This is a genomic window from Collinsella aerofaciens ATCC 25986 (assembly GCF_964239575.1).
In the GTDB taxonomy this organism is placed as follows: domain Bacteria; phylum Actinomycetota; class Coriobacteriia; order Coriobacteriales; family Coriobacteriaceae; genus Collinsella; species Collinsella aerofaciens_BQ.
Genome location: NZ_CAXSQQ010000001.1, coordinates 41,513 through 56,846, shown reverse-complemented (window position 1 = coordinate 56,846; position 15,334 = coordinate 41,513). Strand labels below are relative to the sequence as shown.

The following is a 15,334-nucleotide window of genomic DNA, read 5'->3' as shown; positions in this document are numbered from 1 at the left end:
GGCCGCTGGCGATACTGCCAACGGCCCCGCTTCGTTCCAGTATGTACGGCTAGTCCTCGAGCAGGTCCTCGATAAAGCCGACGCGGTAGTTTTTGAAGATGACCTCGCCGCCGTCTTGCGTGGCATCCAGGTCGACATCGCCCATGATGCCAAAGTCGTGGTCGCCATCCTCGTCGGCAAAAATCTGGTGCACGTGCCACACGTGATCGGTCTTCTCGTCGCTCCCGTCGATGGTAAACATCGCGGCGCTGCGGGCATCTCCGTCGGTGAGGATTTCCTCGTGCTGCTCATGGTAGGCATCGAGCGCCTTTTGCCAGCGGACCTCGCTCATGCCCCAGTCCTCGTCGAGTTCGCCCAGGTCGCGAACGTGCTCGCGGGCGGCAAGGGTCACGCGGCGGAAGAGTGCGTTGCGCGCCAGCAGCGTGCAGCCGCGACGGTCCGCAACGACCTCGTCGATGCCCTGCGGCGGCGCGGCGTCGAGGGCCGCCGGGTTGCCGGCGTTCTCCCACTCGTCCACCAGGCTCGAGTCGACCGAGCGTACCACAAAGCCGAGCCACGAAATGATGTCGCGCAAGCGCTCATCGCGCTTCTCAATGGGCACGGTGCGATCGAGGGAGCGGTAGGCCTCGGCTAGGTAGCGCAGCAGAATGCCCTCGGAGCGGGCGATGCCGAGCTTTTGGATATAGCCCTTAAAGTCGCTCGCGCTCTCCAACATGTCGCGCAGGACGCTCTTGGGCGAGAGCTGGTAGTCGTTGGCCCAAGGTACTTCCTGGCAGTACTTGTCGAAGGCGGCATCGAGCAAATCCTCGAGCGGCTTTTCGTAGGTGACATCCTGGATGCGCTCCAAGCGTTCCTCATATTCGACGCCGCCGGCTTTCATCTCGGCCATAGCGCGGTCGCGCGCGGCGCGCTCCTGCGCGCGCAGCACCTGCTTGGGATCCTCGAGCGTAGCCTCGACCATTGAGATCAGATCCATGGTATAGGTCTCACTCTCGGGGTCGAGCAGCTCCAGCGCGGCAAGCAAAAACGGCGAGAGCGGCTGGTCGAGCGCAAAATCCTCGGGCAGGTCGACCGTTAGCGCATAGTCGATGTCCGGCGCGGCGTCAGCTGGAGCGTCGGGTGCGGGCGGCACCTCGGTGCGCACGACGACGCCGGAGTCGATGAGCGTGGCGAAGATCTCGTCGGCACGAACCTCGAGCTTTGCCTTTTCCTCAGGGGTCTGCAGGCTTGTTTCGATGAGGTCGTGCACGCGGGCGCGGGCGTCGCCGCCCTGCTCGACCACGCTAATCACCATGGAGTGTGTGATGCGCAGGCGCGGCTTGAGCGTTTCGGGCTGCGTCTCGATCAGGCGCTCAAAGGTCTGCTTGTTCCAGGTGACAAAGCCCTCGGGGGCCTTCTTCTTTTTAATCTTGCGGAGCTTCTTGGGGTCGTCGCCCGCCTTGGCCATGAGCTTGGCGTTCTCGATCTCGTGCTCGGGTGCCTCGGCAATCACCATGCCCTCGGTATCAAAGCCCGAGCGGCCGGCGCGACCGGCAATCTGGTGGAACTCGCGGGCGCGCAGACGACGCATCTTGTAGCCATCGAACTTGGTGAGCGCGGTGAGCACCACGGTGTGGATGGGTACGTTGATGCCGACGCCGAGCGTATCGGTGCCGCAGATGACGGGCAGCAGGCCCTGCTGCGCCAAACGCTCGACCAGCAGACGATAACGCGGCAGCATACCGGCGTGGTGCACGCCGACGCCGCAGCCAAGCAGACGCTTGAGGATCTTGCCGAAGGCCGTCGAGAAGCTCGTGCCCTTGGCCGCCTCCTTGATGGCCTCGCGCTGCTCCTTGCTGGCAATGCCAAAGTTGGCGAGCGACTGTGCCGTCGCAAGGGCGGCATCCTGGCTAAAGTGCACGATATAGAGCGGGGCCTCTCCGCCGCGCATCGCGAGCTCGACGGTGCCCTCGAGGGAGGTCGTCACGTAGTCGTAGCTCAGCGGCACGGGGCGTGGGGCATCGACGACCAAGTCGCAGGTAGCGCCGGTGTGTTCCTCGAGTGAGGCGGCGATGGCAGTGACATCGCCGAGCGTGGCGCTCATGAGCATGAATTGCGTGTGAGGCAGGGTGAGCAGTGGCACCTGCCAGGCCCAGCCGCGGTCGGGGTCGGCAAAATAGTGGAACTCGTCCATGGCGACGCAGCCCACGTCGGCGCCCTCGCCCTCGCGCAGTGCATCGTTGGCAAGGATTTCTGCCGTGCAGCAGATGACGGGCGCCTTGGTGTTGATATGCGTGTCGCCGGTGATCATGCCGACGTTATCGCGGCCGAGCACCTGCACAAGGTCGAAAAACTTTTCGCTGACCAGAGCCTTGATGGGGGCCGTGTAATAACAGCGCTTGCCCTGTGCCATGCCCATAAAGAGCATGCCTAGCGCGACAAGCGACTTGCCCGATCCGGTCGGTGTTCCCAAAATGACATGGTCACCGGCGGCTAGATCCATGAGGGCCTCTTCCTGGTGGTCCCACAGCTCAATACCGCGGTCGCTTGTCCATTCAAAGAAGCGTTCGAAGGCCTGATCGGGCGTGAGCCATGGTTCGGGCTCGCTACCATCCTCGGGCTCCCACCAGGTGGGGGAGAGCGCGCCGAGCGAGCCGAATTCGGCTTCGGTTCCCGTGCCGCCCGAGAACGAGCTGGCGGCGCCGGCGCCAGAAACGGTGCTGGCGGAAGTATCTGTCGTGGTCTGTGCCATGTGGTTGCTTTCTCTCGCCGTTTGTCCGCCAACTATTATGGCGTAGCAGCGGCGCGGGGTGCCAGCGCGCGAGAAAATGCAGGAAATGGGCGTTCTGCCCGGCCGTTTGGTGCGGTTGCCAGCTAAGTGAGTAGACTTTTTGCGATGTCGCGAGCACATGGCTTTTGCACAAGGGCTCTACCTGCGGTTTTATTTTTCGCTACGCGGGTTGTGCTTGGCTATTGCAAAAAAGTCTACTCACTTAGGTTTAAGGGCCGTTCGCTGGCGCCTATTTGCGCTTGTTTGCCGACGCCGCGACCATCAGAAGCCCCTAGGACTCTTGCGGTAGACGCTTCTTGCCCTTGCGGGCACGGTTTCTAAAGTTCTCGACGGCCTCTTCCATGCCCAGAGGCACATAGGCGAGCTCATCGAGGTTATCGGGCAGGTAGCAGGCTAGGCTTTGCTCCTGCGCGCGGCCCGCCGCGAGCTGTTCATCGCTGGGCTGCGCGCCGGGTGTGGCGCAAATGCCATAGACGACGGCACCCATCTCGCGCGTGCGGCATTCATATTCGGTCTCGGGATGCTCGGGATGGTCGCGGCGGACGTCGTCACTTACCCAAAGCGTGTCGTAGCCCGCCGCGGCAAACTGTCCCAGGGCGTAGTCGCGCAATGGCTTGCTGTCGGTGCGCAGCGTGACGGTGGCGCTGGCTGAAAAGAGCGGGCGGTAGAGCATCAGATGGTCGACATGGACGAGTCGTTTTTTGGCGTACTTGGCCTTGGGCTGCGGCGTGGGAAAGTTGATGGTGATGGCATCGAGCTCGCCTGCGGCAAACAGCTGTGGCAGCGATGTGGCGCCTCGGGGCAGGACGAGTGCGTTGGATAGCGCCTGCTCGCAGATTTTCTGCGCGGCATAGGCGATGCAGATGGGCTCCTGGTCCATGCCGATAAAGAGGGTGTTTGGCTCGTGGGCCGCGCGTTCTACAAGGTATGTTCCCTTGCCACAACCGAGATCCAGGTGAAGGTGCTCGAAGGGCTTGCTGCCAACTAGCGCGCAAGCCTCGCGCCAATCTCCGGCATAGGCCTCGGGGTTCGTCTCAATCGCATCGGCGTAGCGCTCCAGGCGCTCTTCGAGCACAAAGTTCTTAGGCGTGCGAACGTGGACGGCTCCCATGAGGCTCCTTGGTCATAAGTGGGGAACGCATAGCTGCGCGTTCCGTCAATGGGTTGAAAAAAGGGGTGGGCATACTATGCCCGAAAGACGCGGTGCGGCTCGACGGCGAGTCGTCGGTGCCTACAGGCGCTTGAGGATCACATAGCGGTTGAGATTGCCGCTGCGACCGTCGGCATGGAAGCGCTCGAGCTCGCGCACGGGGACCTCGCCGCTCTTGTAGAACGTACGGACGCCGCGCACCAGGTCGGTGATCTGCTGATCGTCAAAGTGATGACAATAGCGGTAGGCGTGGCGGTCGTTTTGCCAGCCAATGAGGTGGTCACCGGCTTCAAACTGCGCGGAATCGTAACCCTCAAACGGCGGGGTGAGCTCGGCGCGGGCCTCGGCGCGAACGGCCTTGCGCGCCATGCGCTCGTCGTTCATAAACTCCCAAAAGCTGATGGCGATGATGCCGCCTGGGCGCGTCTGGCGCACCAGAGCGTCGAGCACGCGTACGCGGTACTCGCACGACGGCACGTGGTGCATAAATCCAAAGCAGACCGAGATGTCGGCGAGCGGGGCGTCGAAAAGCACGTCGGGTGTCTCGGCGGGGTTGAGCTTCATAAGGGCATCGAGCGCGTCGAGTTCCTGGAAGTGCAGGTTGGGAATGCGCAGGGCGTGACCATGTGCATCGATGGCCAGGTCTTGGCACGAGTCGACGCCATAGAACTCAAACGGGCAGCTGGCATCTGCCGAAGGATTTGCACCGTCGACGCCCTTGGCGGCAAGTGCGCCGCCGGCGGCAAAGTTCTCGAATCGCATATTGCCGCAGGCAAGGTCGAAGACGCGGACGGGATGCTCGATTGTGGCGACGTCGAGCTGCTCGAGCGCGATATCCATGGTGCGTACCCAGCCGGGCCACGGGGCCTGGCGCGTATCGGAGAAGGAGGCGGAGTGCTCGCGATAGAACGTGTTGTTGAGCTGGATGAGCGATGAGGCGAAATCGCGGTTCACGGCGCGGAACTCCCTCCGTTGGCGGTGCGAAATAAACAGTACGACCATACTACCGTTAACGCCGCAACGGGGACAACCGAGCTAGGTGTCATTGCTTTGTTTGGACACATTTCCGCAGCTCATATGCACCCGCAACCGCCGGTTGTCAAAAATCTCACTAGAATAGGTGGCATGCTCTTGGCGGTGGCGGATAGATTTTTAACTGTGCAAGGCGCCTTAAGAACAAAAACGGTCCGGCGGCACGGCTGGCATCACATAGGAGGAACCATGAATGTAGAAACTGCGCAGCGGCTCGCCGACCTTCGTCGCAGGAAGGGTTTTAGCCAAGAAGGGCTGGCACGAAAGCTGGGACTGTCGCGCCAGGCGGTCAGTAAATGGGAGCGCGCGGAGAGCTCGCCCGATACCGAGAACCTGATCTCGCTCGCCAAGCTCTATGGCGTGAGTTTGGACGAGCTCCTCAATCCGAGCGATGAGATCGAGGACGATATCGAGTTTGAGAACGAGGACCGCGCTCGTCAGCGCGAGGCCGAGGCGGCAGAGCGCGCCCGCACCCATGAGGCGGCGGCACGCGCCACCGAGGCGGCAACGCAGGCGAGTGATGCCGCCGCCAAGGCGGCGCAGGCGGCAAGCTGGAGTGCGCAGGCCGCCAATGCCGCTACGGCACAGGCGACGAGTGGCGGCGCAGTTGGCCCGACTCCGGTGAAGGGCCCGTTCCAGTCGTTCCCGTATTGGGCCGTGTGCTGGCTGCTGTTCTTTTTACTGATGTTCCTGTTTGGTGCCTGCCCCTTTGCTGCGCTGATCTTCTTCACGATTCCCATCTATCACTGGGTGGCGCGTGCACTCGATGGTGATTGGGCGCGTGGGGATATTCAGGTTGGTCCGGCACCGGTGGCGGTCAGGGCCCAGGGGAAGGATACTTCTGCGGAACCTGATGCTGACGTGGCTACCGCGGCCACCGCTGAGCCATGTGCCAAAGAAGGTGACGAATGATGAAGCTTTCGCATGAATCCAAGCTGCGCCTGGGCGTCGGCATCGGAGCGTTTGTACTGATTATCGGGCTTGTTTTTGGCGTTTCGCGGACTTTGATTCATTTTGATGGCCCGTGGGATCTCGACGATGTTATACCCGGCTTGTCCGGTATGGACGATGTGGTTGATGACGACGATTTTATGAACGATGGCGGTAACTATTCCGCTCGGCCTCAGCAGCTTTCGTGTACGACCTTTGATGCCGATGAGTTTCGCTACCTCGATTTCGATATCGATGCGGCTACGGTGGACGTCAAGGTTATTGATGGTAACAAGGCTCGCGTTATCGAGCGGGGACGCGTTGCCAATGGTATGGATGCCTCCAAGGCCGCGACGCAGAACATCGCATCCGTCGAGGACTCGACGCTCAAGGTTTCCCAGTTTGGAAGTGATGACGGTAAGGCAATCGATCGCTCAGTTACGGTCGAGCTGCCGCGCCGTGTTGCCGAACATCTGAAGGGAGTCAACGCGCACGTGGGCTCGGGTGATCTGCAGATTGCCGGTGTCACCTGTGATGGTTTCGACCTTTTCCTGGGTGCGGGAGATGTAGAGTTTGCGGGCAGCGTGACTGATGCGCTCAGTGCTGAGGTCGGTTCGGGCGATGTGACGTTCGAGCTCTACCAGGCCCCCGCGAAGTCGATGGACGTGAGTGTGGACTCGGGCGATGTGGAGATGATGGTTCCGAACTCGACGGGCTTTAAGGCGAGCCTTACCTTGGGCAGCGGCGACTTCGAGAGCGATTTCCTTCCGCTTGGCTACGACGGCGAGACCATTTTGAATCTTGAATTCGATAACGGCGATAAGTCTGCTACGTATCGTTTTGAGGTCGGTTCGGGCGACATGTCATTTGATTCAGAGTGACGGGCGGTTATCGAAGACTTATATACCATAGCTGCGCTGTTTGATGGAGGCGCCGGAGCCGTGACGGGCTCCGGCGCCTTTGCCTTTACAATGGGGTCATGGAACAGATTATCTTGAACATACTCGAGGCTCTGCGTCGCGGCGAGACCGTGGACGACAAAGCGCTCGTCAAACTGATACATGCCGAGGCGCGCCGTGAGGGTGCCGACAAACGCGATTTGGCCAAGCGCCGTCTGCTGCCGTTCTACCAGCGGGTAAAACGTGAGGAGCCGGCTCGTTGGGCTGGGTGGAATGTCGATGCCGAGCTGGAACGTCGACTGCTGCAGGTGCTGCGTATGAAGCCTCGTCGCACGGCTTCGGGCGTGGCGACCATTACCGTTATCACCAAGCCCTGGCCATGCTCGGGCGATTGCCTGTTTTGTCCCAACGATCTGCGCATGCCCAAAAGCTACCTGCACGCCGAGCCGGCGTGCGCCCGTGCGGAGCAAAATTGCTTTGACCCGTATCTGCAGGTGAGCGCTCGTCTGACCGCGCTTTCGCAGATGGGGCACGCAACCGATAAGATTGAGCTCATCGTGCTCGGTGGCACCTGGAGCGACTATCCGCAAGGGTATCAGACGTGGTTTATGTCGGAGCTTTTCCGTGCGCTCAATGACGATGCCGTCGCCGGCGTGGCGGCCAACCCCATGCTGGCGCGTCCGGGCATCAGCCGTGCCGAGGCGGGGCGCCTGCTCGATGACGCTCCCGCCGATGCGCTGCCGCCGGTGGTAACAGAGCGCCGCGAGCGCTATCGGGTTGCCGGCATTGCGACAGACAAGGCTGAGCTTGCTGCTGGCGTTGCCGACGAGCAGGAGCGTGTGGATGCTGCCGTGGGCGGCTACAACCGCGCGGTGCGTCGTCTGTACGGCCCTGGTACGCCGTGGGGTGAGGTTGCCGAGTGGCAGACAGCAACGATGGAGGAGCTTGAGCGTCAGCAGCGCATCAACGAGACGGCGAAGCATCGCGTGGTGGGGCTCGTTATCGAGACGCGCCCCGATGCCGTGACGCCGCAGACCCTCACGCTTATCCGCTGCCTGGGCTGCACCAAGATCCAGATGGGTATTCAGAGTCTCGACCAACATTTGCTCGATATCAACGAGCGTCGTATTTCGGTGGCGCAGATCGAGCGGGCGTTTTCGCTTGCGCGCCTGTTTGGCTTTAAGATCCACGCGCATTTTATGCTCAACTTGCTGGGCGCCACGCCCGAGGGGGACAAGCGCGACTACGAACGCTTTATGACCGAAGGGGCCTTTATGCCCGACGAGGTCAAGGTTTACCCGTGTGCGCTCATCGAGGGCTCGCGTCTGGTGGCCTGCTACGAGCGCGGTGAGTGGCGTCCCTATACTGAGGAAGAGCTGCTCGATGTGCTGGCCGACGACATCGTGGTGACGCCGGCGTTCTGCCGCATCAGTCGCATGATCCGTGACTTTAGTTCCGACGACATCATGGTGGGCAACAAGAAACCCAACCTGCGTCAGCTCGTCGAAAACCGCTTGGCCGCTCGGGGTGACGGTGCGACGGTGCGCGAGATTCGCTATCGCGAGATCAGCACGGCGGGTGCCGACTTGGATGAGCTATCTCTTGATGAGGAGGTGGCGTACGAGACGCCGGTGACGCACGAGCGCTTTTTGCAGTGGGTGACGCCGCAGGGCAAGATCGCGGGCTTTTTGCGGTTGTCGCTGCCCGACCATTCGTTTGTTGCCGCGCATGCGGACGAGTTGCTGACGATGCCGGACGAGGCGATGATTCGCGAGGTACACGTGTATGGCATGGCGGCGCGCGTGGGGTATCAAGGCCAGGCAGCCCAGCACCATGGGTTGGGGCGTCTGCTCGTAGAGCGTGCGTGCGAGATTGCCCGGGATGCGGGTTATACGCGCATCAACGTGATCAGCGCGATTGGTACGCGCGAGTACTATCGCCATTTGGGTTTTTACGATCATGGACTCTATCTGCAAAAGGAGCTCTAGATGAACAAGCCGAGTGTTTCTGCCGGCGTCGTTGCCGGCGTTGCTCTGGGAGCCGCGGCGCTTGGTGCGGCCGCTGTCGCTGTTCGTGCTGCCTGTCTGCAGGTTGCGCGAACCCGCAATGGGTTGGCGCGTGTGAAACGCGTGCACGATGGGGACGGCGATGAGATTCGCGTGTTGGTGCAAGGCGGCGTCTACCAAAGCGCAAGCTACGTTGGTGAGCGTTGGGCGGAGCCCGTCTTTGCGTACTATCGTGCGTTTGACGACGTGTTTGAGTCCGAGGATGCGATGCGCGATGCTTATGGTCACGGCATCAACCGCATGCTTGTGCTGGGTGGCGGCGGGTTTGCCTATCCCAAGTTCGCGCTGATGTCGCACGAGGGCTTGCGCATGGACGTCATCGAGTATGACGGAGAGATTACGCGCCTGGCGCGCCGCTGGTTCTACCTAGACGAGCTGGAGCGCGCGGCGGGCGATCGCCTGCGGGTGATAACCGCTGAGGCTCGCTCGTATTTGGGTGTGACGAGCGTGGGCCATCGTCGCTACGACGTGGTCGTGAGCGATTGCTTTGGCGGTGCCGAGCCCGTACGCGAGCTGGCGACGGTTGAGGCATTGCGTTTGGTGCGGGGCAGCCTAAATGTCGGTGGCGTCTACGTTGCCAATATCGTGAGTGCAAACGAGGGGAGCGATGTGACGTTCCTGCGCGACTGTGCCGCCACGGCGCTTGAGGTGTTCGACCATGCTTGGGTGGTCCCATGTGGCGATGCAGAGTTCGGCGGCGAGGAGAATTATCTGCTCATCGCCAGCGACGGCGACTACGCCTTTGCCGAAGCTGTGCCCTTCGACACCGACTTCCTCGGTACCGTCCTTCACGACAAGTAAGTCTCCCCGTCCCAAAAAAGACTGGTCTTAGGCGTGGTCGCGCCAGCTGAGGACGCGCTGCTTCATACCCTCGATGTCGAGCACGCCTTCGGCAAAGCCTTTGCGCACGAGCTCTTCGGGAACAAACTCGTCGTAGCGGTCAAAGTAAGGCACCTCGCCGGGATAGACGAGCTCGATGGGATCGAAGTCCTTCTCGGCCTCGGCGGCGAGCACCTCAAAGAACGTCTCCTCGTCGGCCTTCATCTTAAACTGCATAAAGTACGGACGTGACGGGTCGAGTCCGCGAAGGCCCAGTTCAGCGGCACACTTAATCTTGAGCATGCGCTCGAGCGCCAAAAAGGCGTAGCTGCCCAGCCAGGGGAAGAGCACCCAGGTGTCGCCACCCAGGTTGATGAGCGGCTTAGTTCCCGCGCCCGAAAGCTTGGCCGTATGACGAGCCTGCGCTAAGCGGGCCCGTGCGTTACCCATGAGGTACGGATATGTCGCGTGCTCGTTGAGCGCCTTGCGCATGCGCTCGAGTACGTGTGTATTGATGTCGCCGGGGCAGTCGCCAAAGTAGGCCGGTACCCGGCCCTTGACCTGCGTGGCAAAGACAGTGTGACGCTTCCAGTCCACTTCCTCGACAATCCAGCAGTGTCCGGCGATGGCGATGCGCTCACCGGGCGGGGGCGGATTAACAATCGTGCCCAGCTCGGCCGATTCGCTGCGAACGGTGAACTCCTCGTTTTCCTGGAACACAGCGTAGAACTTAAAGTTGTTGATGATGCGCTCGCCCGCGAGACCCACGATGAGCCCGCCATCTTCGGTGACCTGGATATGGTCGATCTTAATGAGGTGACGTAGCAGCACATGGTAATCGTCTGCCGAGACACGGTGGAAATAACTGAGCGTGAGCACGCGCTGGGCTAGTTCGGCCGGCGTGAGCTCGCCGGTGCTGGCGAGGGTCGACATAGTCTGGTGATAGAGCAGGCTGTAGGGGAGTCGATCGAGCTCGGGCGGCTCGACCCACTTTTCCTCGCGATAGAGTTGTACGAGCGCGATACCCTGCAGGAGCTTCCACGGAATGGTCTCGGGCATCATCGTGCGCGGCTCGGGCTCCTCCTCGCGCATGACGAACCACATCTCGGGCGGAAGATCGCGGCGTCCCGTGCGGCCCATACGCTGCAAAAAGGAGCTGACGGTAAACGGCGCGTCGATCTGAAACGCACGCTCCAAGCGGCCGATATCAATACCGAGTTCCAGCGTAGAGGTGGTGACGGTTGTCTGCGCCTGCTCCTCATTGCGCATGAGTTCCTCGGCCGTCTCGCGTAGCGATGCCGAGAGGTTGCCATGATGGATAAGGAAGCGGTCGGGCTCGTGCCGGCTCTCGCAGTAGCTGCGCAGCATGGAGCACACGGCCTCTGCCTCCTCGCGCGAGTTAGCAAAGACCAGGCATTTGCGGCCGCGGGTGTGTTCGAAGATATAGCCCATGCCGGGGTCGGCGTTGTCTGGTGCTGTGTCGGTGGGGTTGAGTAATGCCTGTTCGGGTGCTTGGGGGATGTCGACTTCGCCCTCGGGGGCTGAGGAAGTTTGGCGGTCCTTGGGAGCGGCCTTGCCCCGTGCCCGCTCACGACGTCGACGGCGCTCCTCCTGTGTGAGCTGTCCGCTGTGGCGCATGTCTTGGGCGCCGGCGGGCAGCGCCGCAGATGCCGCCGCCTCGATGCGCTCGCACGCGAGTACTTCGGCCTCTTGAGGGCCTGTGCCTATGAATCCCCGCTGCTGCGCCTGGGGGCCCGAGTTGTAGAAGTGCTCCATGGAGATACGCCACACGCGGCGTGGTTCTTCAAAGCGGGGGATAACGCAGTCGCGTCCCGTTCCCTGTGAGAGAAAAGCGCCCGTGCGCTCGGGGTCACCGATGGTAGCCGAAAGGCCAATGCGGCGAGGCTGCACGCCGGCCATGCGCGAGAGTCGCTCGATAAGGCAGAGCGTTTGCCCGCCACGGTCGCCGCGCATGAGCGAGTGGACCTCATCGATGACCACGTAGCGCAGGTCGCAAAACATGCGCGGGATCGCCATGTGCTTGTGGATCAGGAGTGCCTCGAGTGATTCGGGCGTAATCTGTAGGATACCGCTCGGCTTTTTGATGAGCTTAGCCTTGTGCGACTGCGAGACATCGCCGTGCCAGTGCCAGACGGGGATATCGGCCTCTTCGCAGAGGTCGTTGAGACGGACGAACTGATCATTGATGAGCGCTTTGAGGGGGCCGATGTAGAGGGCGCCCACGCTCGCGGGCGGGTTCTCCCAAAACTCGGTCAGGATGGGAAAGAAGGCTGCCTCGGTTTTGCCGGAAGCCGTGGATGCCGTTAGGAGCACATTGTCTTGCGTGTTAAAGATGGCATCTGCTGCCGCAACCTGAATGGAGCGCAGGCTTTCCCAATCGTGGGAGTAGATGAAGTCTTGGATAAACGGGGCGTAGCGGTCAAAGGCGTTCACGGGGCCTCCTTTCAAAAGCGGAACTCTCAACGCGGTGGGCAGTGGCTCGCTACATTACTGTCTCGACGTTTGCCCAGATAAAACCTACCAAAATAAACCTGTCCCTTTTTGGCAGGTTAGATGGTGAATTCGGCGAAGTTACGGTCGCCGCCTGCGGTGCCGGTGTCGCCTGTTGCTGCTGCCGGCACCAGCGCGTCGCCGCCGACGCTTTGCAGCAGCTCGGCTACGTTGGCGTCGGGGTTTTGGCATAGGATGTCGAGCAGCTCGATAAAGTCGCGAATGACTTCACGCGGCGTCAGATGTGTGTCGGCTCCCACACGACCGAACTCGATCTTGAGGAAGTCCACCAAGTCGTTCTCGGTAAGCGTGGGCGTCCAGCCAAAGTAGCCGGCGTGAATTTGCATGAGTTTTTCGATCAGCACCAGCAGCTCCTCGTAGGTGAGTGGCTGCAGACGGATGATGGGCGCGAGCATGTCCTTAAGGTCCTCGCGTGCAAAGCGGCCTTGAGCGAGTCGGCTGCGCAGGGCCTCGTAGGAGAACACGCCGCGGCGGCGGTCTTCGATGGAGGTTGGCGTGCCGCCCATGATCATGCCCAGGTACTGCGCCTTGCCCTGGAGTGTGTCGTTGTACATGGTCAGGATCTTCTCGTAGTTGTACTGGCGCGTGATCGCGTTGGGAATCTTATACAGATTCACGAGCTCGTCGATGAGCACCAACATACCCTTGTAGCCGCTGCAGACCAAAAAACGCGCGATGAGCTTAACGTAGTCGTACCAGTCGTCATCGCTGATGATGGTCGAGGAGCCCAGCTCGGCGCGAGCCTCGCTCTTGGTACGGTATTCGCCGCGGATCCATTTGGTCACGCGGCTCATGGCTTCTTCGTCGCCCTCGGATACGGCCGTGCGATAGCGGCGGAGCATGCGGGTGAAGTCGAAGCCGTGGACCATTTCCTCGAGCGGGGCCAGTTGGGCATTGACGACCGACTCGTCGACGTCGGCGTACGAGGCGACCCAGCGATCAAGAATAAGGTTGAGCGCACCGCCCTCGGGGCGCGTCTTGGTCGATATATTGCGTATGAGCTCGCGGTAGGTGGCAAGGCCCTGCCCCTGCCCGCCCTGCAGACGGCGCTCGGGGGATAAGTCTGCATCGGCGACGACGAATCCCTCACCCATGGCGTGCGTGCGGATGGTCTGGAGCAAAAAGCTCTTGCCGGCGCCGTAACGACCGACCAGAAAGCGGAAGCTCGCACCACCGTCGGCGATGAGACTCAGATCGGTGAGCAGGGCGCGGATCTCGACCTCGCGCCCTACGGTAATGTAGGGAAGGCCGATGCGCGGGACCACGCCGCCCTTGAGCGAGTTGAGAATGACGGCAGCGACGCGCTTGGGCACGCGGGGTGCTGCGGATGCGGTATCACTCATGGTCTAGGTATCCTCTCACGTCTGCTTCGTAGTCCTCAATAATCTGCGGCCCTGCCGCGCTAAATTCAATTACGGTGTCGCCCACTAGGTCAAAGAGCGCCTCGTTGATGGTATCGACGAGCATGTCCTCGCTCTGCCCCGATTGCACTACCGCCGATTCCGCCTGTACTGCGTTTTGCTCGAGCAGTGCGCGAAGGAAGGCATCTGCGGCGGGCGCGAGTTCGTTTGTGGCGTCAGCGGGCGCAGCAGCTGCGAACGCGGGCGTCGGCGCGAGAAGCGGTGCCACGACACCAAACTGTTCGGTGGATATGGTCGGCTCGTCGGTCAAGTCCTGCCGAATGGGTGCCACGACCGGTTCGACAATCGCGTCGGTTACGGGCTCGGCTTCCGGTTGCCCTGAGTCCGCTGCCTCGGCTTCTGCGGATGCGTCGTCCTCGCGTTCCTCATCGATCAAAAGCGCTTCGCGCGTTTGCGCGGCGGCGCTCCGAATGTGCCCCAGCTGGCTCAAATCGATATCGATCTTGATGGGCTGGTGTGCGGCGTCCCACGAAAGCCATGCCATGATCTCGTCATCGACGATCTTGGCCAGATATTTGGGGACCTTCTCCTCCTTCAGGGGGTGGGTGGGGTCTAGGGCCAGGCGTAGGCGTTGGTCGCAGGCGCGCATCATCTCACCAAGCTTGCTGCTTTTTTGCCTGCTGCCGTGAATTCGCATGCATTCCCAAAAGCCGTTTTGGCAGCGGTAGATGTGAATGGGGTCCAGGCGATATTCGCAGTCCTCGTGGCGCTCGGGCGCAAAGAATACGGCCGAGGCAAACATGGTGTAGGGCATGGCCGTCTCCTCCCCAAATAAACTCGCCACGATGCCGGTCTTTCGGTGCGTGTCATAGTAGCGCGCCATGCGGACATACACGGCGCATGCTACGTGGCGCAGATCGCGATGGTGGCTGCGATCGAGCCGCGAGTTATTTAGGTTGTACGTGGAGAGGGCGTTGATGGCGGCCATGAGTCGCTCCTCGCGCACCTCATCGGGCGGAAGGGGGAGCGTGGGCTCGGAGGTTTTGCGACGCTTAGGGGTCTGGCCGGACGGTGCCGGTGCTGGTACAAGGTCTCGTGCCGCGCGTCGCAGCTCGATAAGGGCGTTATCGAACATGACGGTTTTAGAGTCACGAAGCAGCTTGGGGTCGAGCCCGTGGAACACGGCGTAATCCTGCAGCCACACGCGCGCAAACCGGTCGATGCCGGGCTCGAAGGCGCGATAGACATCCCAAAAGGCCTTGATCTTGTTAAAACCTTCGAGCGGATCATCTACGCCAATGCCGCAGATCAGCTCATAGAGATACAGAAAGGCAAAGGACGTAGACGTTTCCTCGACGGTTCCGCGGCGCACTTGGGCACGCCAGGTAAAGTAGCCGCGCAACTGCCGGTCGCTCATGGCGTTGTAGGTGGGAAAGTACGACTTAAAGGTGCCGTTGTAGGGACAGTCGTCCTCAAAGTCGGCCATCAGCAGGCCCTGGCGGTAGAAAAGCTCGGCTTCCGAAAGCCAGCGACCCGCGCCGCCTTTGGGGTCATCCTGCCAGCGCGATATCTCGCGCATCTTGCGGTACTGGTCGGGAAGGAAATTCTGCATCTGACGACCGGTTTTGAGAATCGGCTCGTCAGCATAGACTTCGCTTGAGAAGCGGGCGGACTGATGGGTCCGGGCCTCGGCCATAATGCGCTCGATGAGCATCTTAATGTCCTGGTCGGCCACCGTCTCTCCTCTCCTAACGCAGCTTCGGTGACCTCATATC

Annotated in this window: 10 protein-coding genes; 4 read left to right on the top strand and 6 right to left on the bottom strand. The window is 61.4% G+C overall.

The window, feature by feature from the left end:
• Nucleotides 1-49: 49 nt before the first annotated feature.
• The 3 genes from ACESUZ_RS00230 to ACESUZ_RS00220 all read right to left on the bottom strand — a co-directional run bounded on the left by ACESUZ_RS00230 (nucleotide 50) and on the right by ACESUZ_RS00220 (nucleotide 4,874).
• Complete coding sequence (locus ACESUZ_RS00230; protein WP_373197936.1) at nucleotides 50-2,731, bottom strand: DEAD/DEAH box helicase; 2,682 nt, start codon at nucleotides 2,729-2,731, stop codon at nucleotides 50-52.
• Between the two features lie 310 nt (nucleotides 2,732-3,041).
• Nucleotides 3,042-3,881 (bottom strand): tRNA (guanine(46)-N(7))-methyltransferase TrmB, encoded by an 840-nt coding sequence (trmB, locus tag ACESUZ_RS00225; protein ID WP_373197935.1) that lies wholly within the window; start codon nucleotides 3,879-3,881, stop codon nucleotides 3,042-3,044.
• Between the two features lie 120 nt (nucleotides 3,882-4,001).
• Nucleotides 4,002-4,874, bottom strand: a complete 873-nt coding sequence (locus ACESUZ_RS00220; RefSeq protein ID WP_373197934.1) for a class I SAM-dependent methyltransferase — start codon at nucleotides 4,872-4,874, stop codon at nucleotides 4,002-4,004.
• Nucleotides 4,875-5,141: 267 nt separating this feature from the next.
• On the opposite strand from ACESUZ_RS00220, the gene ACESUZ_RS00215 reads away from it, so the two are divergent.
• The 4 genes from ACESUZ_RS00215 (at nucleotide 5,142) to ACESUZ_RS00200 (ending at nucleotide 9,648) form a co-directional block, all read left to right on the top strand.
• Nucleotides 5,142-5,864 carry a helix-turn-helix domain-containing protein gene (locus ACESUZ_RS00215; RefSeq protein ID WP_373197933.1) on the top strand — a complete coding sequence of 241 codons (723 nt, stop codon included), beginning with the start codon at nucleotides 5,142-5,144 and terminating at the stop codon, nucleotides 5,862-5,864.
• Entirely contained in the window at nucleotides 5,864-6,763 is a 900-nt protein-coding gene (locus tag ACESUZ_RS00210) for a DUF4097 family beta strand repeat-containing protein (protein WP_373197932.1), read from the top strand. The genes ACESUZ_RS00215 and ACESUZ_RS00210 overlap by 1 nt, the downstream gene beginning before the upstream one ends.
• Before the next feature lie 98 nt (nucleotides 6,764-6,861).
• Nucleotides 6,862-8,769 (top strand): elongator complex protein 3, encoded by a 1,908-nt coding sequence (locus ACESUZ_RS00205; protein WP_373197931.1) that lies wholly within the window; start codon nucleotides 6,862-6,864, stop codon nucleotides 8,767-8,769.
• Nucleotides 8,770-9,648 (top strand): spermidine synthase, encoded by an 879-nt coding sequence (locus ACESUZ_RS00200; protein ID WP_373197930.1) that lies wholly within the window; start codon nucleotides 8,770-8,772, stop codon nucleotides 9,646-9,648.
• Between the two features lie 27 nt (nucleotides 9,649-9,675).
• On the opposite strand, the gene ACESUZ_RS00195 is transcribed toward ACESUZ_RS00200, so the two are convergent.
• The 3 genes from ACESUZ_RS00195 to ACESUZ_RS00185 form a co-directional block, all read right to left on the bottom strand.
• Nucleotides 9,676-12,120 (bottom strand): DEAD/DEAH box helicase, encoded by a 2,445-nt coding sequence (locus ACESUZ_RS00195; protein ID WP_373197929.1) that lies wholly within the window; start codon nucleotides 12,118-12,120, stop codon nucleotides 9,676-9,678.
• Nucleotides 12,121-12,236: 116 nt separating this feature from the next.
• Nucleotides 12,237-13,541: an ATP-binding protein gene (locus ACESUZ_RS00190; protein WP_161115338.1), complete on the bottom strand. Its 1,305-nt coding sequence runs from the start codon at nucleotides 13,539-13,541 to the stop codon at nucleotides 12,237-12,239.
• Entirely contained in the window at nucleotides 13,534-15,294 is a 1,761-nt protein-coding gene (locus ACESUZ_RS00185; RefSeq protein ID WP_373197928.1) for a TerB N-terminal domain-containing protein, read from the bottom strand. The genes ACESUZ_RS00190 and ACESUZ_RS00185 overlap by 8 nt, the downstream gene beginning before the upstream one ends.
• Between the last annotated feature and the right edge of the window lie 40 nt (nucleotides 15,295-15,334).